The following is a 23858-nucleotide window of genomic DNA, read 5'->3' on the forward strand; positions in this document are numbered from 1 at the left end:
CGACCGAAGCCGGTGGATCAGGGCAGGCCCTACGCCTGCATCAACGTGGCGACATGCACGGCGCTGGAGCGGGCGAGGGCGGTGAGATCATAGCCGCCTTCGAGCACGGAGACGATACGCCCGCCTGCCGTCCTTGCAGCGAGGTCGATCAACACGGAGGTGGCCCAGGCATAATCCTCCTCGACGAAATTGAGGCCGCCGAGCGGATCGCGCTCATGGGCATCGAATCCGGCCGAAATCAGGATCAGATCCGGCGCGAATTCCTGCAGGCGCGGCAGGATCACGCTTTGCATGGCCTCGCGGAACTCGCTGCCGCCTTGCCCGGGCCGGAGGGGCGCGTTGACGATGGTCCCGGCCTCGCCGGTTTCGCTGGGCGCGCCGGTGCCCGGATAGAGCGGCATCTGATGGGTGGAGGCATAGAGCACGCTGGGATCGTTCCAGAAGATCGCCTGGGTGCCATTGCCGTGATGCACATCGAAATCCATGATCGCCACCCGCTCGGCGCCATGCACCTTCTGGGCGTGGCGGGCAGCGATGGCGACATTGTTGAAGAGGCAAAAGCCCATCGCCCGTTGCGGTTCGGCATGATGGCCAGGCGGGCGTGAGGCACTGAAGGCGTTCTGGGCCTTGCCGGTCATGACATGGTCGACCGCCAGCGCTGCGCCGCCGGCTCCGCGCAGGGCCGCTTCGAAACTGCCCGACGACATCGAGGTGTCGCCGTCGAGCTGCGCCAACCCCTCATCGTCATGCGGGCTCAGGCGCTGTAAGGTTTCGACATAGGTCCGCGGATGGCAGGCCTCGATCATTTCGATCGAAGCCTCCGGCGCCTGGATCCGGTCCAGCGCGTCGAACATCGGACTGGCCAGCACCGCCTCTACCGCCAGGATACGGTCGACCCGTTCGGGATGCCCCCGCGGCGTCTCGTGGCGGGCGTAGGCCGGGTGCGTCACCAACAGCGTCGTCATGCCGGAGCTGTCCTATTGTATTTCAATGCATGGCCTCGCCGATAACCACGCCGGGGGGCGGCACGGAATCGTCGGGCACGAAGAAGTCGGGCGCCAGGGTTTCGCCCGGAACCGCGCGATAAGCCTCGAAATCGGTGACCCCCTCGCCGGAGAGAAAGGTATCGTCGATCAGGAAGTTGCCGGAGAAGCTGACCGGCTTGTTGAAGATGCGATAAGCGGCATCGGCCAGGATATCGGGCTTGCGCGAGCGGCGCATCAGAGCTTCGCCGCCGAGAATGTTCTTGATCGCGGCGGTGGCGATGGTGGTGCGGGGCCACAAGGCGTTCACACCGATGCGTCCGCGCGTCTCGCCGGCGAGGCCGAGCACCACCAGGCTCATGCCGAACTTCGCCATGGAATAGGCGGTGTGGGGAGCGAACCACTTTTCCTTCATGTCGAGCGGCGGCGACAGCATCAGGATATGCGGCTGCTGCGCCTTTTCGAGATAGGGCAGCGCCGTCTTCGAGACCAGGAAGGTGCCGCGCGCGTTGATCTGATGCATCAGATCGAAACGCTTCATCTCGGTGTCAACAGTCTTGCTCATCTGAATGGCGGAGGCATTGTTGACCACGATGTCCACACCGCCGAACTGGGCCGCCGTCTTGGCGAGGGCTTCCTTGACGCTATCCTCGTCGCGCACGTCGACCACCAGGGGCAGGGCCTTGCCACCCGCCTTCTCGATCGCCTCGGCAGCCGTGTAGATCGTGCCTTCCAGCTTCGGATGGGGGGTCTCCGTCTTGGCCGCGATGACGATGTTGGCGCCATCCCTGGCTGCTCTCAGCGCGATGGCGAGCCCAATGCCACGCGAGGCGCCAGTGATGAACAAGGTTTTGTTGGCAAGGGACATTCAGGGGATCCTGTCAGAGAACGGTTTCGAGTCCGGCGGCAACGTAGCCGCTTACCGCGCTTTCCGCGAGCCCCTCGGCCTGCGGCGAAATCTGCGTGGCGTAGAAATGCGCGGTGTCGATGCGCAGGCGATTGGCGGGCTCGCCAGGATCGATGGCAGCCGCGGCCAGCGCTTCCTTCGCCACCACGCCGCCGCCGGCGGCGATGGCGAACACGCGCAGATAGGGCGTGGCCCCCGCCAGGATGTCCTCGGGGCGCTCGCGGGGCGCCAGCATATAGGCCGTGGCGCGCTCGAGCGCGTCGACGGAGCGTCCCAGGAGCGGCGCGAGGGCCGCAAAGCGCTCGCTGGCCGCAACGGTCGCGACGGTCTCCCGCAACTCGGCGATGAAGCCACCGATCACATCGCCGCTTTCGAGCGGCAGCTTGCGGGTGACGAGGTCGATCGCCTGGATGCCGTTGGTTCCCTCATAGATCGCGGCGATGCGGGCATCGCGAAAATGCTGGGCGGCGCCCGTCTCCTCGATATAGCCCATGCCGCCATGGATCTGGACGCCGAGCGAGGCGACTTCGTTGCCGATATCGGTGGAGAAGGCCTTGGCCACGGGCGTGAGCAAAGCGGCACGGTTGGAGGCTTGTCTGCGCTTGTCGACATTGGTCTCGTGATGGGAACGATCGATCGCCACCGCGAGCAGGTAGGAGATGCCGCGGGCAGCCACGGTCTTCGCCCGCATCTCCAGGAGCATGCGCCGGATGTCGGGATGCTCGATGATCGGGCTCATGCCGCCATTCCGCCAGAGCGCGCTCTTGCCCTGGCGCCGCTCGCGCGCATAGGCGAGCGCGTGCTGATAGGCGCGTTCGGCGATGGCGACCCCCTGTAGGCCGACGGCGAGGCGGGCATTGTTCATCATGGTGAACATGCAGGCCAGGCCCTTGTGTTCCTCGCCGATGAGATAGCCGATGGCGCCGCCTTCGTCACCGAACACCATCACGCAGGTCGGCGAGCCGTGAATGCCGAGCTTGTGCTCGATACTGGAGCAGAAGGCATCGTTGCGGCGGCCCGGATTACCCTCGGCGTCGGTGAGATATTTCGGCACCAGGAACAACGAGATGCCGCGCGTGCCCGCGGGCGCATCGGGCAGCCTGGCGAGTACCAGATGCACAATATTGGGCGTCAGGTCGTGATCGCCATAGGTGATGAAGATCTTCTGCCCGAAGATGCGGTAGCTGCCGTCGTCGTGTCGTTCGGCGCGACTGCGCAGGGCGGCGAGGTCGGAGCCCGCCTGCGGTTCTGTCAGGTTCATCGTGCCCGTCCACTCGCCGCTGACCAGCTTGGCGAGATAGGTCTCACGCAGCTCCGGCGTGGCGTGGGTGGCGAGAGCCTCGACCGCGCCCATGGTGAGCACCGGTCCGATGCCGAAAGCCATCGAGGCCGAGTTCCACATCTCCAGGCAGGCGGCATTGAGCAGCAGAGGCAAGCCTTGACCGCCGAACTCCACCGGTCCCGCCAGGCTGTTCCAGCCGCCGCCGCTCCAGTCGGCATAGGCCTCTCGCCAGCCCGGGGCGGTCACGACGCCCTGCTGTTCGAGCCGGGCGCCGACCCGGTCGCCCTCGCGGTTGAGTGGGGCGATGCGATCGGTCGCGAAACGGCCTGCTTCCTCCAGGATAGTGTCGACCAGATCCGGCGTGGCATCGGGGAACAGCCCCTCGCTCTGCAAAGCGTCGACATCAGCGACATGACGAAGAGAAAAGGCAATATCGGCGACAGGCGCTTGATAGGTCATTGTTGGCTCTTGAACTCCATTGCGCACCTTCGACCTTGACGGAATGCGTGGCTGCGGGCAATGGCGCATCACGCATCGATCAACAGAAGAGCGGACGGCGGCCCTGATGACATATCGAAACACTTTGCATCTTGGGGCCGACCCGTCTTCCCTCGCGACGGCCGGTCGTATCCTGGCGGAGGGCGGGCTGGTCTCCTTTCCCACCGAAACGGTATACGGCCTGGGCGCCGATGCCACCAATGGCCGAGCAGTCGCCGGTATTTACGAGGCGAAGGGCCGTCCACGCTTCAACCCGCTGATTGCCCATGTGGCTTCGTTCGAACTCGCTCGCGGCCAGGGTGTCTTCTCGCCAGCCGCCGAACGACTGGCCCGAGCCTTCTGGCCGGGGCCGCTGACGCTGGTCGTGCCGAAGGCGCCGACCTGCACGGTCAGCGAGATCGCCACCGCAGGGCTCGACAGCGTCGCCTTGCGCGTGCCCGATCATCCCGTGGCCCATGCCGTTCTCGAGGCTGTCGGCCGGCCTGTCGCTGCGCCCTCGGCCAATCGCTCTGGTCATGTCAGCGCCACCACCGCCGCCCATGTCGCCGCCGATCTCGACGGGCGCATCGATGCCATCGTGGATGGCGGCGGCACCAAGGTCGGTGTCGAATCGACTATCCTGTCCTGCCTCGGCGATCGCGTGGCGATGCTGCGGCCCGGCGGCTTGTCACGCGACGTGATCGAAGACGTGCTCGGCTTTGCCCTCGCCGAGGGACCTGAGGGCGCAGGTGACGAACCGGTGGCCCCCGGCATGCTGGCGTCCCATTACGCGCCTCGGGCCCATGTCAGGCTCGATGCCGAGAATGCCGAACCCGACGAAGCTTGGCTCGGGTTCGGGCCGGGTGGTGGCGAGCAGGCCCGCGTCTCTGCCAATCTCAGTCCGAGCGGCGACCTTACCGAAGCCGCCGCCAATCTCTTCGGCATGCTGCGCCTGCTCGACCGGGCCGACATTCATGCCATTGCCATCGCTCCCATTCCCGGTGACGGATTGGGCGAGGCCATACGCGACAGGCTCGCCCGCGCCGCCGCCGAGCGCTAGAGCGTTTTCCAGAAAAGTTGATAGACTTTTCGATTAAGAAAACGCGCCGAAACAAAGAGTTAGAGAAAATAACGCTTCGAAGGAGGTCATTCTACTCTAGGGGGATGGCCCGCGTCGTAAGCAGTGCGGTTGGCTCGCCAGGCGCCGCTATCCGACGCCCGGCCCGGCGGCATCCCTGCACCGGATTGTGTCTCCGGCTATTCCGGCGCGCCGATTCCTCCGCCGAGCTTCACCGCTTCATTCCTTCGTTGGAGCGTACTTTTCAGGAGTGGAGAGCGAAGTTACGGTGTCTCGGGATAAATTCTTGTTGATCGGATAGGGCACGGCCGAGCCGTCGGGGCCCTCAGCGGCTTCAGATTTTGACGCGGCCTCACGTCTTCACTCGGCTTTCATGGCATCGGGCCTGGCGTGATCCGCTCAGGACCAATTTTATAATGTTTCCAAAACGATGGGTGTCCCGGCGCTGTCATGCCAGCGGGAAAGCTGCGTGAGCGCAGATTGGTTCACCGAGCCTGGAACTTTGGACAAGCGGGGACGTTGTCTTGCTGCCGGTTCGCTACGGCCGGTGCGGCTCTGTGGAAAAAATGAGAATAGCCTAAGGTTGAACCGACAGAAAAATTATGTTCCCTATTGCATGACGCTGGGTAGTTACTGGGGGGTGACTGAGTAGCAAGACAATCTCCAATCATCGGGATCGATTGTTCGAGCGAAGGAGACGCGATGTCGCATCATGTTCTTGTGGCCTGTATGCCTAAGTCAGCTTCGACATTCATAACCAGCGCCATAGCAAACGCGGTCGGTCTTAATTTAATCAATTTGATTCCAAGTTACGGACGCCGCGAGCAGGAACTTTGTGAAATCTGCCTGGCCCAAAACGCCGAGCTTGACTACGTCGCCCAGCACCACATCAAGCACAGCACCTGGACCGAAGAGCTGTGCCGCGATTATGACGTCTCCATCATTGTCCTGATCCGCAGCCTTTTCGATGTCGTGGTCAGCATCCGGGACCACGTCCATCGCGAAAGCCCGGTCAGCCCTGTCTTCTATCTCGACAAACAGCATCTTGGCCGGGACCGTGCCGAGCTCGAGCATATGATCGCGATGCTGGCGATCCCCTGGTACATCAATTTCTATATGGGCTGGCGCAGTTCGAAGGTCGCGCGGATCTTCATGTATGAGGATTTCATTGCCGATCCGGACAAGGCGATAGGCGAGATGCTGACCTTTGCCAGCATTCCCGCAAGTACCGCGCAAATTGCTGCCGGTCTGGAGGCAGCAAGATCCAAGGGCAGCCGTATCAATGTCGGTAAGGCCGGTCGTGGCATGGACCTCAAACCGGAGACGGTCGCGATGATCATGGATATGGTGGCCGCCTATCCTGAAATTCAGGATGACCCCTATGTCCGGATGATGAAAACCCAGGCGGGGAGTATCTTGGCTACGGGAACAAACGAAGTTGCAGCGCCGCTTCCTGCTACCGGCAAGCCGATGGTTCGTCCTTCTTTCGCGATGCGGGCAAGGCGTTATTACAGGCGCAAGGCGAGGTTGCTCGGCAAAAGACGTAACCCGCTCATGGCGACAGGGTTGCTGGCCATCGCCGCTCTCTATTATGCTTTCCTGAACAATCTCATCCCGAATTCGCTGAGTGGGGGGCGCGCCGATGACCTCATCGTGCCGGCCGCCCTGGTTTTCGTCGCCGCCCGATTGTTGACGGCAACCAAGATCAAGGCGGTGCCGGTGCCGTTCAGGGGGGACGGTGTGGCGACACCGGCGTCCTCGCGCTGATGCTAAAGCGTTTTGCGATTTGACGCAGTTACCCAGAATCGCAAAGACGCGTCAAAGCAAAGAGCTAGAGCAAACAAGCGTTTCCGACTAAACGCGCTTTTGCTCTAGCCTGAACAACGCCAAACCGATGGTATCGTCGTCGATGCCTTCGATTTCGATCGAGTCCGCTCGATGCCGGCGCAGCCAAGACGCGCACCGGGAGCCACCTTTCAATGCCTCCCGGTACTGGACCGCGCTCAAGCGCCGACGAGGCTCTCGGCGCTGACATAGGCCAGGTCATGCGCTTCCGCCACCGGGCGGCAGGTGATCTTGCCATCCACCACGTTGAGGCCGTTGCGCAGATGCACGTCGTCGCGCAGGGCCTGCTTCCAGCCCTTGTCTGCTAGCGCCACGGCGAAGGGCAGGGTGACGTTGTTGAGCGCGAAGGTCGAGGTGCGGGCCACGGCGCCCGGCATGTTTGCGACGCAGTAATGCACCACGCCGTCGACGACATAGGTCGGGTGGGAATGCGTGGTCGCCTTCGAGGTTTCGATGCAGCCGCCCTGGTCGATCGCCACGTCGACGATGACGGCGCCGGGCTTCATGCTGCGCACCATGTCGCGGCTGACAAGCTTGGGGGCGGCAGCGCCGGGAACCAGCACGGTTCCGATCAGCAGATCGGCGCGCTTCACCAGTTCCTCGATGGCCGAGCGGGTCGAGAATACGGTGGAGATCGAAGTGCCGAACTGGGCGGCAAGCCGCTTGAGGGCTTCGGCCGAGCGGTCGACCACGGTGACCTTGGCACCCATGCCTACGGCGATGGTTGCCGCATGCGTGCCCGAGACGCCGCCGCCGAGAATGACGACCTCGGCTGCCGGAACGCCGGGTACGCCGCCAAGCAGGATGCCGCGTCCACCCTGGGCCTTCTCCAGGCTGTGGGCGCCGACCTGGGGCGCCAGGCGACCGGCGACTTCGGACATCGGCGTCAACAGAGGCAGGGCGCCGGAGGCCGACGTCACGGTCTCATAGGCGATGCAGACGGCGCCGGAGGCAACGAGATCATGCGTCTGCTCCGCATCGGGAGCCAGATGCAGATAGGTGAACAGGATCTGGCCCTGACGCAGCTTTTTGCGCTCGATCGCCAGTGGTTCCTTCACTTTGACGACCATGTCCGCCTTGGCGAAGATGATGTCGGGATTGTCGACGATTTCGGCACCAGCACTGACATAGTCGGCATCCGAGAGGCCGGCGCCGACGCCGGCATTGGTCTCCACCCAGACCTCGTGGCCGTGATGCACCAGTTCCGCAACGGAAGAGGGGATCAGGCCGACGCGAAATTCATTGTCCTTGATTTCCTTGGGAACGCCGATCAGCATTGTTTTTGCCTTGTATGGTGATGAGGCCGGCCCTTGTCGTCGGACCTAGTCTAGAGCGGCATGATGGCGTGGAAATCGCGCAATTTCTCGCTGAAAACTCTGGCGTTTGAGCGGTTCTGTCGCATAGTATGCGACAAAATGATCCATTGATCGCCATTTATGCCGAAATCCGAGCTCTCACTCGACATCCGCGACCGCGCCATTCTCAGGCTGCTGCAGGCCGATGGCCGCCTCACCAATGTCGACCTTGCCGAAAAGGTCAATCTGTCCCCTTCAGCCTGCCTGCGGCGGGTCAAGCTTCTGGAGGAGCGCGGGCTGATCTCGCGCTATGTCATGCTGCTGGATGAGAAGGAGGCCGGCTTGCCCGGAGTCGCCTTCGTGCTCGTTACGCTGGATCAGCAGGGGCGCGGCGCGCTCGATGCCTTCGAGGCTGCGATCCAGTGCCATCCGGAGGTGACGGAGTGCTGCCTGCTGGCCGGTGCCGCCGATTACATGGTGCGGGTGGCCTATGCCGATGCCGCCGATTTCGAGCGCATCCACACCGAGATCCTGACCCAGCTTCCCGGCGTGGTGCGGGTTCAGTCCACGCTGGCCTTGCGCAGCGTCAAGAAGACGACTGCGCTGCCGGTGTGAAGGTGTGATGTGACGGTCCTCAGACCGTCTCCGTGCCCTTGATCTCGATGCCGAAGCCGCTGAGGCCGATATAGGTGCGTGGCTTGGTCGAAAGCAGCCTGATCGAAGAGACGTCGAGGTCGCGCAGGATCTGGGCGCCGAGCCCGACCTCACGCCACTGTTCGCTGCGCAGGGCTTCCGAACCGTGTTCCGAGCCGTGGGTCACCATGGGCACGCCGGCGGTGCCGTCACGCAGATAGACGATTACGCCCCGGCCAGCTTCCTTGAACTTGGCGAGGGAGGCACCGAGCATCTTGGCGCCGCCGAACACATCCGTCACCACGTCGGCGCGGTGCAGGCGGGTCGGTACATTCTCACCATCGCCGATCTTGCCGTAGACGAAGGCCAATTGCTGCACCTCGTCATAGGGCGTGGTGTAGGCATAGGCGGTGAGCGGCCCGATCTCGCTTTCCACGGTAAAGGTCGCTACGCGCTCCACCAGCTTTTCGCGGGCCTGGCGGAAGGCGATGAGGTCGGCGATCGAGACCATATGCAGGCCATGGGTCTCGGCGAAGGCCACGACCTCGGGTCCGCGCTTGACCGTGCCGTCATCATTGGCGAGCTCGCAGATCGCAGCGACCTGGGGCAGGCCGGCGAGCTTGCACAGATCGGTGGCCGCCTCGGTATGGCCGGAGCGCATCAGCACGCCACCTTCCTTGGAAATCAGCGGAAAGATGTGGCCCGGGCGGACGAAATCGCTGGCGCCCATATTGGAGTTGGCGAGCGCGCGCACCGTATTGGCGCGCTGCTCGGCCGAGATGCCGGTGGTCAGGCCATGCTTGACGTCGACCGTGACGGTGAAGGCCGTGCCGAGCGGGGCGTCGTTCTGCGACACCATGGGGTCGAGGCGCAGACGCTTGGCCTCTTCCAGCGTCAGGGGGGCGCAGACGATGCCGCAGCAATGGCGGATGATGAAGGCCATCTTTTCGGTGGTGAGGTGGCTGGCGGCGATGATCAGGTCGCCCTCGTTCTCGCGGTCGTCGTCGTCGACCACCACCACGATCTCGCCGCGGGCGAAAGCCTCGAGGGCGGCCTGAATCTTCTGATGGGACACGACAGTCTCCTTGAGGTGTTCACGAACCGGGGCGAGGCCCAGAAAGTCATTGGGAGTGACGCTGCCGCCGGTTGCTTCGGCAATGCGTCCGGCGGTCTCGCGGGAAATCCACGCCGTTTCGTCATTGCACAGGGCGGTGATGCTCGCAGGCGACAGTCCCACCGTTCTGGCGAAGGTGCTGCGGGGGGTTGTGGTCTGTTTGAGCCAAGCGTCGAGTTTCATGGTGCCAAGGTAGGCACGGAGGAATTTAATTTCAACCGAAATGTTGGTCGAATTTCAGTATTACTGAAAAGCAGGAAAATCAGATCCCGATCAGAGCCCTCAAGGTCGGCATGGCCAGGTCAAGCGCCAGGCCAACGGCGACACCGGCCGCAAAAATGCCGATATAAGTCCAAAGCGTGCTGTCGCGATGCCAGGCAACAGGCTTGTCGTTACGCAGTTTCAGCATCATCGAAAGGGGCAAGGGCTCGCGCGCGATGGGCGCGAGGGCGGCATGCAAGGCCTCGCTCTGACGCTGCCAGGTCGCGGCGCGCTCGCTGCCCTGGGAATCGGATTCCAGTGCCTCGCGCGTTTCCCGCTCCACCCGCGCGGAGAGCCGGCCATCGACCAGGGCGTTGAAGATCCGGTCTGGAATACGGGTGGGCTCGGTCATTTCACGATCCGCAGCACGGCGTGGCGCTGGCCGTCAACCTGGCGCGAGAAAGCCTCGCGAGCTCGGGTGAGGCGAGCGATGAAAGCTTCTTCGCGCACCGCCAGCACGGCGGCAGCCGTCTCATAATCGAGCCCTTCGATGATGATCAGCGACAGAACCTCGCGGTCGGCCAGGGGCAGGCGGTCGAAAGCGCGAAGGATGTCGGGATGGCTGGAGCAGGCAGCCTTCATCGGCGGGCGTTGAGCCTTGAGCTGGTTTTCTCGGTCGTCGAGGTCGCGGCGGCGGGCAATCAACGCCGTGAGCAGGCGGGGATAATCGAGACGCTTGCCCTCATGCGCGGACAGGATCTCGAGGACCAGGGCATCCGCCCCATCGGAATCATGGCTGAGCGCCCGGGCAAAGCGCCTCAGGCGCTGGACGACGGCTTCAATCTGCTGGCCCATCGGTCGATCCTCCGGCCGCCTCCGGCTGGCCGCTTCTCCCTGCGGATTGAGCCGGAAAGTCGAGCTGGGCGCACGCTTCGGTGCGCCCTCAGCCATCATACTGCGCGGCTTTTGGGGGGCCAAGTATTTTGGCGATCGCGAGGCCTATGCGGAGGGTAAATTTATCACGCCTGCAAGCAGGATGAGCCCGAGTGCGAACACCATGAAGGCAAGACCCATTTCGAGCGTGCGCACCGTGATGGCGGCGGCAAAGCTTTGCGGGGCGGCAAAGCGGACGGCAAGGCTCTTGGCCATCACCGCGACCGTGGCGATGGCGGCGATGGTGACGGCAGTGCCGAGGCCCATGGCGAAAGTCGCGATGATGCCCGAGCCGTAGATTCCCTGCCGCCAGGCGAACACCAGCACGATGATGGCGCCCGTGCAGGGCCTGAGGCCGGCGGCGAGGATCGCCCGCATATTGTTGCGTTTGGCGGTGTCGCTGTCGGTCGGCAAGGCAAGATGGCCGCAATTGGCGTCGTGGACATGGATGCTGGCGCCGGGCAGGCCGAAACGGGCGGCGATCAGGCCCCACAGAGCGCGGCCCTTGCGCCAGAACAGCCAGGCACCGACTGCCATCACCATGAAGTTGGAGAGCCGCTCCAGCATCAGGGTGGAGGCATCCATGGTCTGGGCGGTGACGTTGAGGATGGCCGCCAGCACCGACACCATGGCGATGGCGGACAGCGCCTGCACCAGTGCGAAGGCGCAGGAGAGGGCGATGCCGCGCTTCACCGCCTCGTCATTGGCGAACAGATAGGAGGAGATGACCGCCTTGCCGTGCCCGGGGCCGGCAGCATGGAAGACGCCATAGCCGAAGCTGAGGGTGATCAGCGCGAGGCTGGCGGTGCCGTTCTGCTTGGATTCCTTCAGAGCATCGACGAGCAATTGATAGTAGCGGGCGGTTTCGCTGAGGATCCAGGCCAGGAAGGGACTGGCGGGGCCGGTGATCGATTGTTCCGGCCGGCTGATGCCGAAGGGCGTGCTCTTCTGGGCGAGCGCTTCGCCAGCCGCCAGCAGAAGCAGGAACAGGACGGCCGGCGCCGCCTGTGCGATCTGCCTGGCAAAGCGGCCGATACCCGTTGTCACGGGCAGTTCACCTGGATGTTGTTGGCGAATTTGGCACCGAAATCCTTGTTCTGGTCCAGCGCGCTGAAATAGGCCTCGTCGAGCTGCAAGGCGGCGGCCTTCTGGTCGTCACTGGGGGGCTTGGGCCTGATGACGTTGAGCGCACAGCCCTGCGGGGGGTCATCGAGCTTGGCCGGGTTCTCGTCCTGCAGGGTGAAGGCGACATAATAGGTTGGATCGTAGATCTGGATCGCCAGCGCCTTCTGCCCCTGTGTCTGCGGAGAGGAGAGGGGCAGGAAGAAATGCAGAGTCAAGACGCCGTTGGCATAGTCGAGATAAGGGTCGGTCGGATCCTTGAACAGGAGCTCCTTGCCACCGAGTTTGGCAAAGGTGAAATAGCCGAAATCCTTGAGGTTCTCGACATTGGTCTGAGCCAAGGGGGCGAGGGTCTCGCGCGTGTAGCTGCCGTCCTTGCCTTGCTGCAGTCCCTGCGTGGCATAGGAGGAGAAGGCTTCGTCGAAGGTCCAGTGCTGCTTGACGCCGGTTACCCGCCCCTTGTCGTCGTAAACGATCTCGCTGGCTGAATCGACGAAGACATGTGGATGGGCCGCAGCCCGCCCAATGAGGCAGCCAAACAGCATAGTGGCGAGAAGAAGCGAGCGCATGAACGATCCGGATTGCAGCGGGCAGGAGCAGTAGCGATTCACCACCCGGCCGGTTGTAACCTGCCGAGTGGGGCGGAAGGATGGCGCCGCTCATGCCCAGCCTTTGGCGTTTGCTTGAGAGCGCCTGCGCTCCATAGCAAAATCCTGGTTCTGGAGCCGTTAAGTTGACTTAATGGTCGCTGCTCTCAGAAGCCCTCCAGCACGATCTTACCCTTGGCGCGTCCGCTTTCGATCAGGGCGTGGGCCTGTTTCAAATTCTCGGCATTGATCGGTCTAAGCACCTGGCTGAGCGTCGTGCGGATCTTGCCTTTGTCGATCAATCCGGCGACCTCGTTCAGCAATTTTCCCTGCTCGTCCATGTCGGGTGTCTGAAAGATCGGACGGGTGAACATCAACTCCCAGTGGATCGAGGCCGCCTTGCGTTTGAAACCCATGATATCGAGCCCCTCCGGATCGTCGATGAGGCCGAACCGGCCCTGGGGCGCGATCAGTTCGACGATCTCGCCGAGATGGCGGTGGGTCTCGGTGGTGGAAAAGACGAAGGCGGGGGCGCCGATGCCGAGTGCCGCGATCTGTCCGGCGATCGGCTTGCCGTGATCGACGACGTGATGGGCTCCGAGTTCACGCACCCAGTCCTGCGTTTCGGGGCGAGAGGCGGTGGCGATGACCGTCACCTCGGTCAGTGCGCGCGCGAGCTGGATGGCGATCGAGCCGACCCCGCCGGCGCCGCCGACGATCACGATGGCATTGGCCGCTCCGGGCACAGGACGGCGAATGTCGAGCCGGTCGAACAGCATCTCCCAGGCCGTGATGGCTGTCAGCGGCAGGGCTGCGGCTTCGGCATCCGAGAGAACTTTCGGCTTGTGGCCCACGATGCGCTCGTCGACCAGATGGAACTGGCTGTTGGCGCCGGGCCGGGTGATCGAGCCGGCATAGAACACCTCGTCGCCGGGCTTGAAGGCGGTTACCGATTCGCCGACCTCCACCACCCGGCCAACGGCATCCCAGCCCAGGACCTTCCATTCGCCCGCATCCGGCGAAGCCCTGCGCCGAACCTTGGTATCGACCGGATTGACGGAGATTGCCGCGACCTCGACCAGAAGGTCGTGGCCAGTTGCCTTGGGGCGGGGCAACTCGATGTCCTCGAGCGCTTTCGCAGCGTCGATGGCGCCCGCCGTCCTGTATCCGATCGCTTTCATGGCTTGTTCCTCATCGCTGATTGATATGAGCGAAATCTGTGCCTATGATCAATGATCGTCAATATGCACAAAAAACGCCTATAGTATCAAAAAGGATACTGTCATGGCCAAAGCGCGCCATTCCCGCTTCGATTGCACGCCGGGCTGTTCGGTCGAGGCCGCCATCGCCCTGATCGACGGCAAGTGGAAATCGATCATCCTGTTCCATCTGCTCTCGGGCACGCTGCGCTTCAGCGAGATCCGCCGCCATATCGCGAATGTCACGCCGCGCATGCTGACCAACCAATTACGCGAGCTGGAAGAAGATGCGCTGATCGAGCGCAAGGTCTATGCGCAGGTGCCGCCCAAGGTGGAATACAGTCTCTCGCCGCTCGGCCGCAGCATGGAACCGGTCCTGCTGGCGCTGAAGGCGTGGGGCGATGCCAATATCGGCCTTTATGGCAAGCCGCATGCCGTCGAAAAGGCGGACGCGGCCTGATTCCGTCGCCGGAAAACTCCGCTTAGAGCATGGCGATGTCGATGACCTGGAAACGCCCGCCATCCTCTTGGCGGAACAGGCCAAGGCGATCGATGCGCAGTCGAGGGGCGACCTCGAGCTCCTTTGCCCGGAGATCCAGGTGTTCGCCGATGGCCGGGGCGTTCTCGATGGCCCCCGACAGTGTCATATGGAAGCGGAATTCCTCCAGCACATGGGGGTAGCCATGGGCATGGAGATAGCCGCGCTGGCGCTCGCTCAGGCGGTCTGGATTTCGGCGGGCGATTTCGGCGGGGGTCAGCGGCGCGCGCAGCCTGTCGAAATGCCTGACGATGCCGCCCTCGAGTTCGGCCAATTCACCCGGCGGCTCTGCCGGGACCATGGCGAGAAAGGCGCGGCCATCGCGCGAGGAAGGGATCGGCCTGATGACCCAGGCACCGAGATCGACCGGCCGCTGGGTCCTTGCGAAGGCGATGAAGTCCGATGCAAGAGCTGCCTCGTCCCAGCCGTCGGCGACGCGGAAAGGGGCTTTCAAGGTGGCGTGGAAGCCATAGAGCCGGGGATCGGCGGTCATCTCATGCCAGGCGGAAGCGGTTGTAGCGGCAGGGTGCCATTGGGGCACGTCCTGCCCCGTGAAGGCATCGTAACCCAGGACTTCGCTGCCGAAGCGCCAGAGCGCCGTGTCCGCAGCGGGCACATAATAGATCGCGTAACGTGTCGCCATTCTCAAACGTCCATGACCATTCCCGAGCAAAGCACGTCCATGATTGAGCGCTTGTTTGCTCCAACTCTTCGTTTCCAGCCAATCCGACGGGCTGGCTAGAGCGCCTTTGCGATTAGATGCGACTCCGTCCCATCGCAAAACGCTCTAGAGCCCAAGGGCACCACCGTCGGCGCGTGGGTCGTGCACGGCCTCGATGCGTCCGTCCCTGGTGTGGCGGACGAGCGCACCGGCATGGCCGAAGCTGTCTGCATAGGCCTCGCCGATGTCGAGGGGATGACCAGCACGGTCGAGCGCGTTGAGAAGGCTCTCGTCGAAGCGGTCTTCCAGCCGCAGCACGGATCTTCTTTCTTTCTCATCGCGAGCGAGGATGAAACGCGGGGCGTCGACGGAAGCGGCGAGGCTTTCGCCCAGGCGATAGCGTGAGAACAATTGCGCCAGGATCTGCGGCTGGGCATCGCCGCCCATGGTACCGAAGGGCATCACCCGGCCATCCGAAAACAGCGCCATGGCCGGGGCGAGGGTGTGAAAGGGCAGGCGCCCCGGTGCCAGGGCGCGAGGCGAGCGGGCGTCCAGTGAAAAGGCCATGCCGCGGTTCTGCATCAGCAAGCCGGTCTTCGGCAGCACCAGGCCCGAGCCATAATCCCAATAGATCGACTGGATGGTGCTGACGGCAAGGCCATCCTTGTCGATCGCGCCCATCCAGACAGTGTCGCCCCTGGCACCCGACAGTGGGGAAGGGGCGGCGCGCGCCATCGAAATCGCCGCGGCTTCGTTCTCCAGGAAGGCGGGCGTGAGGAAGGCGGCTGGATCGGCGCTCATCGAAACGGGATCGGCAATTTCGCGGTCTCGGATGGCCGCCGCTCGCTTGGCTGCCTCGACCAAGCTATGGATATGTTCGAAACTGCCCGCCCGCTTGAGGCCGAGGCGCTCGGCAAGGCCGAGGATGACGAGGGTGGAAAGCCCCTGCGTCGGCGGCGGCAGGCTATGGAGCGTGACGCCCTGCAGGGGCAGGCTCAGCGGTTCGCGTAGCCGAGCTTCATAGCGCCGGAAATCCTCCCGCGTGACGAGGGCACCGGCGCGGTCGAGATCGGCGGCGATTTCGCGGGCGGCATCGCCACGATAGAAATCGTCGAGCCCAGCATGGGCGAGCTGTTCCAGCAAACCCGCGAGCGCCGGCTGGACGAGAAGGTCCCCGGCTTTGGGGGCTTCACCCGACGGCATGAACTGGGCGGCAAAGCCAGGCACGGTCTTGAGCTCGTCGATCTCGGCGGGCTCGACCCGGGCTTGCGAGGCCGATACGGCGATGCCGTCGTGGGCATGGCGGATGGCATCTTCCAGCAGCACGGCCATGGGCAGCCGGCCGCCGAAGGCCCTGGCCATGTCGGCGGCAACCTGCCAGCCGGCGATCGCGCCGGGAACAGTAAGGCTGGAAAGGGCGCCGCGAGACGGCACTTCATCATAGCCGAGATCACGCAGGGCCGAGATGGTGGCCCGGCTGCCGGCGGGGCCGCAGGCCTGGATCGCCCGGATGCGGCGGCCTTTGTCGGCGATCAGCCAGAAACCATCACCGCCTGCGCCGTTCATATGCGGATAGGTCACGGCGATGGTGGCCGCCATGGCGATCATCGCCTCGATGGCGTTGCCGCCCTGGATCAGGATGCGCTGGCCGGTTTCGCTGGCCGGATGATGGGGCGTGGCGACGGCGGCATGACCGAAGACGGGCGTTTCCATAGGGCAGTGCAGCTTTCCAAGCGCAGACTTACATGGATGATTTGTCATCTACAGCGTTTCGCGCTCCGGTGGAATCACCAAGAATCGCAAAGACGCGTCGAAACAAGGAGTTAGAGCAAAGAGGCGTTTTCGCCATCCATGCGCTTCGTTCCACAAGGGGCGTAGCAAAGCGCGGCGTGATGGTATAGAGGCATGGGACGACATTCACGAAAGCCGTCGGGGAGCCGATTTTGCCCAGCTCTGAAAAATCCATCAATTGGACCAGCCTGATCACCGTTTGCTCGGCCGCCATTCTGATCGGCACCGAACTGCTCGGTGCGGCCTGGGCCTCCGGCTGGGCGCTGGCGGGATTTTTCCAGCTCGGACCCACGGTCGAGATCATCCTGCAATGCGTGTTCGGCCTCGTGGCCTTCTATGCCATTTTCGTCTTCCTCAGGCAGGCCAGCCGGGTCGAGTCGATTTTCAAGCGTGAAGGTGCCAGGTCCTAAGACGAAGGCTCCTGAGACACCGCCCGACGGCGGGCTGCCGGAGACCGCCGAACCCAGTCTCGCCTCGCGCTCGCTCCATGGCCTGTTTCGTCTGCTCAGGGTGAAGGATTGGGCAAGGCCGCCGGTTCTGCAGGCGCTGATCCGCCTGAGCCGCCGGACCGGCCCTGCGCTGCCCTCCGCCCGCCTGCGAAATCTTTGTGAGATCCGGCAGGAGGTGGCGCATGGCGACCGGGTGTTCCATCTCGGACCGCGGGACGGCGGCAAAGCGCCCTTCCATCTGCTCTACCTGCATGGGGGCGCCTATTCGTTCGCGATCAGCTTCCTGCATTGGCGCTTTCTCGACGACCTGATCCGCCGCACTGGCTGCAGTGTCACGGTACCTTTCTACCCGTTGGCTCCGGAAAACGGTCATCGGGAGGCGCTGGCAAGTGTGCTGGCGCATTACACGGATCTATGCGCCCATTTTGCCCCGGAGCGCATGGTGGTGATGGGCGATTCGGCCGGAGGCGGGCTCGCGCTTGCACTGGCCCAGGCTCTGGTCGCGGCCGGCCACCCCCAGCCCGGCCAGATCGTCCTACTCTCACCTTGGCTTGACCTCACCATGAATGATCCGGCGACACTGGCGCATGTGCCGCATGATCCCGTGATCACGCCGGAGGCGGCCCGGGCGGCAGCGCGTCTTTACGCCGGCGACCTGCCGCTGGACGATCCCGGGATCAGTCCGCTTTATGGCGAGATGCGGGGGCTGGCGCCGGTCACCGTCATGACCGGCACCGCGGATCTGCTCAATCCCGAGGCCCACAGATTGGCCCAGCGCCTGGAACGGGCTGGACAGCCCGTTGAACTCCTTGAGCAGGCCGGCATGGTGCATGCCTGGATGCTGCTGCCGCTGCCGGAGGCGGAACGCGCACGCGGGCAAATCGGTGATCTGTTGAATGCGCGCTTCGGACCGGAGGGCAGGGCAGGTCTTTCGGCCTGACCCCTGGCCTTTGTCTCATGTCAGCCGCCGCGCCGGCCTCTTCGACCAGACCAGGCCGTAAAAGCCGGCCTGGAGTAGCAGGTTGGCCGCAAATCCGGCGGCGTAGCCGATCCAGATGCCGGACAAGCCTATTTTCGCATCCAGCAGGCAGGCCAGCGGCACCTCGACCAGGACGATGGCGGTCATGAACAGGCCTGTCGGCACCAGGACCGTGCCATCCGCCCGCATGACCCCGCTGAGCACCGCTGACCAGCCCGCGAGCACCACGCTCCACAGCACGATATGGAGGAGATCCACGGCGACAAGAGCCGTGGCGGCTTCGGTGATGAACAGGCCGATGGCCACCGGGGCAAGCATATAGGCGGCAACCACGAAGGCGCCTGTCGTAACCAGGTTCAGACGCAGCCCGGTCACCAGGATAGGCCCGACAACGCCTAGCCGGCCTGCGCCGATACTGTGTGACGCCAGGACCGTCGCCGTGATTCCCAGCGACATCACCGGAAATTGCACCCAGCTCATGATCTGGTTGATGGCGCCATAGCTGGCGGTGGCGCCGACTCCGTGCCGGTTCACCAGGCCGAGCAGCACCAGTTCCGCCACAGCCATGCTCATCATCTGGCAGGCTGTCGGCAAGCCGATACGCAGGATGGCCGAAGCGAGCAAGACGTCGAAGGTTGGAGCTCGAGGCGTCGTCGGCGCGAGCGGATGCCGGCGGCGGCGCCAGTGCCAGGCGAGCCAGAGCAGCGACAGCGCATAGGCGCCGATGGTGGAGAAGGCGGCGCTCGTGACGCCAAGACGGGGCAGTCCTGCCCAACCTTCGATCAGGGCCGGCGTGGCGGCAAGAGACAGCGCTGTCGCGATGACGAGCACGAAAAGCGGCGAGACGGCGTCGCCGACGCCCCTGCTCATCGAGGTGACGAGCCAAAGCAGGAAGATGACGGGGCAGCCGGCCGTCATCAAGCGCGCATAGTCGACAGCCGCCGGCAGGACCGCCGCAGGCGTGCCGAGGGCCTGCAACAGGCCGGGAATGGCGAAGTGGCCGAACATGGCTATCGGCAAGCTGAGGGCGAGCACCATCACGATGGCGGTGGCGGCGATACGGCGAACGCGCGGTCGATCGCCCGCGCCCCAGGCCTGGCCGATCAGCACGGCGGCGCCGCTGCTCAGGCCGATCACCAGCGAGAGCGCCAGGAACAGGATCGGAAAGAAGGCCGATACCGCGGCAATGGCTTGGAGACCGAGAAGCTGGCCGATCCAGATGCCGTCGAGCGTGCCGGAGGCAGCCTGGAGGACATTGGTCAGCATCATCGGCAGGAGAATGCCGAGATAGAGGCGCCACAGGGGGCGAGAGGGAGAAGAGGATGACATGGCGGATACCGGGCAAGCGGATGCATTCCGGGCGGCGGGCCACCAGGTGCATGTAGGAAAGCGGGGCTGAAATCAGGCGGGAATCGTCAGTTGCGTGAGCGGCAACAAGCGTGAATCGGCCAGGGCGGCGGTGCGGTGCCCGAGCCCGGCGAGGTAGCCCTCATCGTCGGCAAAGGCGAGGAAGCTCCGTACGGAGGCCTGCCGCACGAGCGCGACCTGGTCCCACCGTTCCGTTTCGGGGCCAATCAGGAAAGCTCCGCCGGCGCCGAGAAACAGCAGCTCGCCGCCGCTTCGGGACAGGAAGGGCAGGGTGTGGACGACATAGCGCCGAAAGGCTTCCTCGCCGCTGATCGGCGCGATGGGCGCGAGTTCCGGCGAGGCCGAATAGTCGGCGACCTCGCGAAAACGCAGGAGATTGAGCATGGCGACCGGGCCGGCAAGACCCCGTGTCACGAAGTCTCGTCCGGCCTCCTGCGTGGGAGAAAGATAAGGCGGCATGGATTTTCCTCGGCATCCAGGAGGCGTCCGGCTTGGGCGAACAGGTGTCTGCGATTGGACAGGCCCGCGATGAAACTGGCGGGATTATATCCGGGTGAAATTTTCCTTGTCAATATACCCGGGTAATATTGCGTAGCGTGCTGTTCTGGTTTACGGCTGCGTGCAAATGCAACGCCATTCCGCTTTGGTCCAAGGAGGCCGTCCATGAAACGTGAAGATCGCAAGGCGGTTGTCGACGCCTATAAGAAGCGCAAGGTCGCGGCTGGCATCTACGCCCTTCGCTGCACGGAAACGGGGGATTGCTGGGTCGGCCGGGCGCCGGACCTTTCGAAGATCCGCAACAGGCTCTGGTTCACCCTGGGCCAGGGCGCCAGCCTGAACCAGGGCTTGCAGTCCGCCTGGAGCAGGCACGGAGAGCGCACCTTCAGCCTGGAGATCATCGAACAGATCGAGGATGAAGAGGTTGCTTTCGTGCGCGAGCGGACCTTGAAGGAACGGCTCGATCATTGGGTGGCGACCCTGGCGGCAAAGCCGATCTGATGTCATCATTTCCGGAAGATGGCAGCGTCTTCGCGCCTCTTCGCCCTAAGGCGCTATGCGATGCCGAAGGCAGCCGGTCTCGATCCGGACGAGCCTCCAACTCATGCTTGTGACGGCCTCGAGCGACGTGGCGCTTCTCATTTGCCATCGGAGCAGCGCATGATGCGGAAGGCGGTCACCGGGGGCCCTTCGCATGTCCGATCTTCCAAGCGACGATCAGCTTCGCATCACGCTGGCGCGAACACTCGGCCTGGTCTTCGAAGATTGGAGCATGCCCGATCCGACCCGAATGGAACTGGATGTCGAGCAGGCGATTCGACAGGCGGTCCGGCGAGCCTGGCCGGATTTGACCGTCGCCACGGTGATAGCCGGTCTTCGGCATGAAGGTGAAGTCGATACCATCGATCTTCTGATGGCCGACACCCGAAGCGGCACCAAGCGGCGATATTTGGTGTTTCCCTGAGGCTGCATGCTTTCGCAGCTGAACGGCTTTTTGCTTCGATTGCGGTTTTCGAGGTGTCCTTGCGAGTTCAGGCGCTTCCGTCAAATCACGAAATGGGGTGGTCGCCGCTGAGAACAACGGTCTCGCGGCAACGCACCACCGCTCGCCGGCGCGAAGCAGAGGGGCGGCAATTGCGCCGAGATACTGTCGCAACCGCCGCCCCCTGAAGGCAGGGTCATTGAGGCAGGGCCAGTTTCACCTCATTGCGTGCGCCGGCCTTGATCTCGATGTCCTGGGTGACATTGACGTCGCCCTTCCAAGCGCTGGCCGTGTATTTGCCTGCGGGTAGAACGTAGCTCATCGACGTATCGTAGTTCCGCGTGATTTCCTCCGCGTCATCACCATAAATGCCGGTCCGCGGGACGGTGATGCGGATCGAATCGGCGCCCGGCGCGGTGATGGCGACAAGGCCGGCGTCGAGCGGGAAGGAAGCCGTCACCGTCTCACCGGTCTTGATCGTCAGCGGGAAGACGCGATCCACGCCATCGACTTTGATACGGACGCGATAGGTGCCTTCGGGCAGATCGAAAACAGGCTCGGCGGCATAGTCGCCGATCAAGGAGGACTTGCCTTCGGCTGCTTCGGAGCCAACCAAGATATCGACACGGGGATCCTTTACGGCGGAGCCTCCCGGGGAAAAGGTGACCTTGCCCTTCAGCTTGCCGACACCGGCAATAACCTCGACAGGAACCGTTTCACCGGGCGCGATTTCGATATCGCGGGTCTGGACGGCTGCGCCAAGCTTCAGCGTGACACTGTATTCGCCCGCCGGGAGGATGACCCCGGTCTCGGCGTCATAGCCGGTGAACAGATCAGCGCTGCTGCCCTTAGGTTTGACGGTCCAGACCACAGAGCCCTTTGCCGTTTCGGTCGCCGTGCGTTTGGCGCGCAGTCCGATGCGGCCCGCGTTCAACGCCATGTCGACACGGTTCATCTCGTTGGCCTTGACGGTAATGGGGGCCTTCACGCTCGCCTCGCCCGCCGTGAGCGTGAGGATATAGTCGCCCGGCTCAACCTGTTCGTGGATGTTGGCGTTATAGCTCGTCATCACCACTTCGGATGTCGTGCCTTCCGGTGCGGGGCGGGTGAGTTCCCATCGCACGTCGTCGGTGAGCGGGTCGTCGCCGGCGGCCAGCCGGGCATAGCCCGTCAGGTTCCAGTCCGGTTTGGGTTCCGCCTTCGGCTCAGCCTTGGGTTGCGGGGCCGGTGCAGGCGCCGGATTGCCTTGGGCGGTGTGCACGGCCTGCTGGATGGCCTTGGTGAGTTCGCCGGCATCCTCGGCCTGCAGGGCGATGCCGCCCGTCGCCTCCGCCATGCAGCGCAGTTCGCGGTTGGCTTCGGGATCCTTGATGTCGAAGCCGACGGTGTCGACGACGAGGTCTATATCGGCCTTCTTCAGGGCTGCGGCCACCTCGCAGGGGGCGGCGTTGCAGGTTTCCACGCCGTCGGAGACCAGGATGATGGTCGACCGACCTTCCTGCCCCTTCATCGCTTCGGCGGCGGTTCGCACGGCGTCGGTCATCGGCGTGCGCCCCTTGGGCGACAGGCCGCCGACCATGGCCATGAACGCCCGCTCGTCGACCGGGGCGACCGATTTGAGCATTTCGATGTCTTTGCAATCGCCCTTGCGACGATGGCCATAGACGATCAGGCCGAGGTGATCGTCCGCCGGCCAGCCTTTCAGGATGGTACCGACGGTTTGGCGTGCGGCCTCGATCTTGGTGATGTCACCAACCTTGCCCCACATGGAGCCCGAGGCGTCGAGCACGAGCATGACGCGTGCTCCCTCTTCTGCCCTTGCGCTCATTGCAAAAGGCAATAGGGCGCCAGCCAGGCCGAGGAGACCTGGAACAAGGGCATAAAGACTTTTCCGCATAGTAAACTCCAATGAAACGGTCGATCGGACATTTGTGCGGTCAGGTTCTCTTCTTGCCCTTTCAAATATAAGCAAATGTTGTGACACTCAAGCGCGCTGCAGCATGTGTCTATGTTGACGATTACCTCTGTGCGCTTTCGCATAGTTTGACGGGGATGCGATGAGGTTCACTCAGTGTCGAGGGTGCTCGCCCCGGTGCCTTTCCCGAATGACCCTTCCGGTCGATGGATAGGCGGCATGCTGATACCGCCCCGCAGCGATGTGCGAAAACGCACAGCGCGAAGGGGCCGTTTCCCATTAACCATTGCTGCATCAGCGGGGCCGCAAATCAGCACGAGCCCATGCAAAATCGTCGGGGACTATCGATGTTGACCTCAAACGCACGCCTGGCCTGGAATGACGACATCGACATGTCGGCGCCAGATATCACCGAGCTGCATCGCGCCTACATGCTTTCGATCCGTCAGCACCAGCGTCTGTTGGGCGAGCTTTGCGCGACGCTCTCCAACCTCGGTGTTGCCATCGACAATTCTCCTCTCGACTCGCAGATGCGGGATGCCCTTTCCGCCGGCGTCGGCCGTCATGTCGACCTGGCCCGCGGAATCATCGCCGGAATCGACAGCGCGCTGAGCTTCTCGGCGCCGACGCGTCCGTCGACCGCTCATTGACGAATAGTCGCTGCTGCGGCGGCCGGCTGTGCCGAAAGGCACAGGGGTGCAGCGACCGGGAAACCGGGTTGCCGTGGACGTCACTCTACTCTCCATAGCAGTAACTTGAGCGGGCAGGCCTTGCAGGAGGCTTGCCCGCTCCTTTCAGCATGGACCTATCGCAGAGAACGAACTTTACGCGTGGTCTCGCTCCGGGAAGAAGATGCGGCTTTGCCGAGGGCAGGAGGCCCAATATTTGCTCTTGCCCCAGTTGCCTCCAGTAAATGAGGGGACCTCACTCGGGGCAAAGCGCGTTTAGGCGTGGACGCCCGCTTGCTCTAATCCTTTGTTTCGACGTGTCTTTACGGCTCTTCGCGATGCGGCCAAATCGC

24 protein-coding genes are annotated in these 23858 nt (G+C 63.6%); 9 read left to right on the top strand and 15 right to left on the bottom strand.

Annotation, left to right across the window (positions count from 1 at the left end; all coding sequences use genetic code 11):
• Positions 1–29: 29 nt before the first annotated feature.
• The 3 genes from ACR9ZN_RS31195 to ACR9ZN_RS31205 are packed head-to-tail and all read right to left on the bottom strand — an operon-like array spanning position 30 to position 3631.
• A complete protein-coding gene (locus tag ACR9ZN_RS31195; protein ID WP_481274058.1) occupies positions 30–965 on the bottom strand; it encodes a histone deacetylase family protein in 936 nt (311 codons plus the stop codon).
• A 22-nt stretch (positions 966–987) separates the two neighbouring features.
• Positions 988–1851 carry an SDR family oxidoreductase gene (locus ACR9ZN_RS31200; protein ID WP_481274059.1) on the bottom strand — a complete coding sequence of 288 codons (864 nt, stop codon included), beginning with the start codon at positions 1849–1851 and terminating at the stop codon, positions 988–990.
• Between the two features lie 13 nt (positions 1852–1864).
• Positions 1865–3631, bottom strand: a complete 1767-nt coding sequence (locus ACR9ZN_RS31205) for an acyl-CoA dehydrogenase family protein (RefSeq protein WP_481274060.1) — start codon at positions 3629–3631, stop codon at positions 1865–1867.
• A gap of 106 nt (positions 3632–3737) precedes the next feature.
• Between ACR9ZN_RS31205 and ACR9ZN_RS31210 the strand changes: the two genes are divergently transcribed.
• Positions 3738–4709: an L-threonylcarbamoyladenylate synthase gene (locus tag ACR9ZN_RS31210; RefSeq protein ID WP_454813207.1), complete on the top strand. Its 972-nt coding sequence runs from the start codon at positions 3738–3740 to the stop codon at positions 4707–4709.
• A 720-nt stretch (positions 4710–5429) separates the two neighbouring features.
• On the top strand, positions 5430–6494 hold the full coding sequence (locus tag ACR9ZN_RS31215) for a sulfotransferase family protein (RefSeq protein ID WP_481274061.1): 1065 nt from the start codon (positions 5430–5432) through the stop codon (positions 6492–6494).
• Between the two features lie 236 nt (positions 6495–6730).
• Here the strand turns inward: ACR9ZN_RS31215 and ald are convergent, their stop codons facing one another.
• Entirely contained in the window at positions 6731–7849 is a 1119-nt protein-coding gene (gene ald / locus ACR9ZN_RS31220; protein ID WP_481274062.1) for an alanine dehydrogenase, read from the bottom strand.
• 159 nt (positions 7850–8008) lie between these two features.
• On the opposite strand from ald, the gene ACR9ZN_RS31225 reads away from it, so the two are divergent.
• Positions 8009–8482, top strand: coding sequence for an Lrp/AsnC family transcriptional regulator (locus tag ACR9ZN_RS31225; protein ID WP_441772836.1), 474 nt, complete (start codon positions 8009–8011; stop codon positions 8480–8482).
• A gap of 19 nt (positions 8483–8501) precedes the next feature.
• On the opposite strand, the gene ribB is transcribed toward ACR9ZN_RS31225, so the two are convergent.
• From ribB to ACR9ZN_RS31255, 6 genes are all read right to left on the bottom strand, one after another.
• On the bottom strand, positions 8502–9797 hold the full coding sequence (ribB, locus tag ACR9ZN_RS31230; RefSeq protein WP_434955488.1) for a 3,4-dihydroxy-2-butanone-4-phosphate synthase: 1296 nt from the start codon (positions 9795–9797) through the stop codon (positions 8502–8504).
• A 79-nt stretch (positions 9798–9876) separates the two neighbouring features.
• On the bottom strand, positions 9877–10227 hold the full coding sequence (locus ACR9ZN_RS31235; RefSeq protein WP_434955489.1) for an anti-sigma factor: 351 nt from the start codon (positions 10225–10227) through the stop codon (positions 9877–9879).
• Entirely contained in the window at positions 10224–10670 is a 447-nt protein-coding gene (locus tag ACR9ZN_RS31240) for a sigma factor-like helix-turn-helix DNA-binding protein (protein WP_434955490.1), read from the bottom strand. Before ACR9ZN_RS31240 ends, ACR9ZN_RS31235 begins: the two co-directional genes overlap by 4 nt.
• A 144-nt stretch (positions 10671–10814) precedes the next feature.
• On the bottom strand, positions 10815–11795 hold the full coding sequence (locus tag ACR9ZN_RS31245) for a nickel/cobalt transporter (RefSeq protein ID WP_481274063.1): 981 nt from the start codon (positions 11793–11795) through the stop codon (positions 10815–10817).
• Entirely contained in the window at positions 11792–12439 is a 648-nt protein-coding gene (locus tag ACR9ZN_RS31250) for a DUF1007 family protein (RefSeq protein ID WP_481274064.1), read from the bottom strand. Before ACR9ZN_RS31250 ends, ACR9ZN_RS31245 begins: the two co-directional genes overlap by 4 nt.
• A 185-nt stretch (positions 12440–12624) precedes the next feature.
• A complete protein-coding gene (locus tag ACR9ZN_RS31255) occupies positions 12625–13638 on the bottom strand; it encodes a zinc-binding alcohol dehydrogenase family protein (protein WP_481274065.1) in 1014 nt (337 codons plus the stop codon).
• Between the two features lie 103 nt (positions 13639–13741).
• Here ACR9ZN_RS31255 and ACR9ZN_RS31260 point away from each other — a divergent pair, with 103 nt between their 5' ends.
• Entirely contained in the window at positions 13742–14116 is a 375-nt protein-coding gene (locus ACR9ZN_RS31260) for a winged helix-turn-helix transcriptional regulator (RefSeq protein ID WP_434955494.1), read from the top strand.
• Positions 14117–14138: 22 nt separating this feature from the next.
• Here the strand turns inward: ACR9ZN_RS31260 and ACR9ZN_RS31265 are convergent, their stop codons facing one another.
• Both ACR9ZN_RS31265 and ACR9ZN_RS31270 read right to left on the bottom strand, forming a co-directional pair.
• On the bottom strand, positions 14139–14837 hold the full coding sequence (locus ACR9ZN_RS31265) for a DUF1045 domain-containing protein (protein WP_434955495.1): 699 nt from the start codon (positions 14835–14837) through the stop codon (positions 14139–14141).
• 144 nt (positions 14838–14981) lie between these two features.
• Entirely contained in the window at positions 14982–16568 is a 1587-nt protein-coding gene (locus tag ACR9ZN_RS31270) for a gamma-glutamyltransferase family protein (protein WP_481274066.1), read from the bottom strand.
• A 230-nt stretch (positions 16569–16798) separates the two neighbouring features.
• On the opposite strand from ACR9ZN_RS31270, the gene ACR9ZN_RS31275 reads away from it, so the two are divergent.
• Together ACR9ZN_RS31275 and ACR9ZN_RS31280 are read left to right on the top strand one after the other, a co-directional pair.
• Entirely contained in the window at positions 16799–17056 is a 258-nt protein-coding gene (locus tag ACR9ZN_RS31275; RefSeq protein ID WP_434955497.1) for a hypothetical protein, read from the top strand.
• On the top strand, positions 17037–18035 hold the full coding sequence (locus ACR9ZN_RS31280; RefSeq protein ID WP_481274067.1) for an alpha/beta hydrolase fold domain-containing protein: 999 nt from the start codon (positions 17037–17039) through the stop codon (positions 18033–18035). Before ACR9ZN_RS31275 ends, ACR9ZN_RS31280 begins: the two co-directional genes overlap by 20 nt.
• A gap of 15 nt (positions 18036–18050) precedes the next feature.
• On the opposite strand, the gene ACR9ZN_RS31285 is transcribed toward ACR9ZN_RS31280, so the two are convergent.
• On the bottom strand, positions 18051–19403 hold the full coding sequence (locus ACR9ZN_RS31285; RefSeq protein ID WP_481274068.1) for an MATE family efflux transporter: 1353 nt from the start codon (positions 19401–19403) through the stop codon (positions 18051–18053).
• Between the two features lie 72 nt (positions 19404–19475).
• Positions 19476–19901 (bottom strand): DUF1330 domain-containing protein, encoded by a 426-nt coding sequence (locus ACR9ZN_RS31290; protein ID WP_434955500.1) that lies wholly within the window; start codon positions 19899–19901, stop codon positions 19476–19478.
• A gap of 204 nt (positions 19902–20105) precedes the next feature.
• On the opposite strand from ACR9ZN_RS31290, the gene ACR9ZN_RS31295 reads away from it, so the two are divergent.
• Positions 20106–20441, top strand: a complete 336-nt coding sequence (locus ACR9ZN_RS31295) for a GIY-YIG nuclease family protein (RefSeq protein ID WP_434955501.1) — start codon at positions 20106–20108, stop codon at positions 20439–20441.
• A 193-nt stretch (positions 20442–20634) separates the two neighbouring features.
• Positions 20635–20904: a hypothetical protein gene (locus tag ACR9ZN_RS31300; RefSeq protein WP_434955502.1), complete on the top strand. Its 270-nt coding sequence runs from the start codon at positions 20635–20637 to the stop codon at positions 20902–20904.
• A 214-nt stretch (positions 20905–21118) separates the two neighbouring features.
• On the opposite strand, the gene ACR9ZN_RS31305 is transcribed toward ACR9ZN_RS31300, so the two are convergent.
• Positions 21119–22717, bottom strand: a complete 1599-nt coding sequence (locus ACR9ZN_RS31305; protein ID WP_481274069.1) for a vWA domain-containing protein — start codon at positions 22715–22717, stop codon at positions 21119–21121.
• A 467-nt stretch (positions 22718–23184) separates the two neighbouring features.
• Between ACR9ZN_RS31305 and ACR9ZN_RS31310 the strand changes: the two genes are divergently transcribed.
• Positions 23185–23487: a hypothetical protein gene (locus tag ACR9ZN_RS31310; protein WP_434955504.1), complete on the top strand. Its 303-nt coding sequence runs from the start codon at positions 23185–23187 to the stop codon at positions 23485–23487.
• The last annotated feature ends 371 nt before the right edge of the window (positions 23488–23858 follow it).

The organism is Labrys sp. HAY1-8F, from assembly GCF_056754975.1.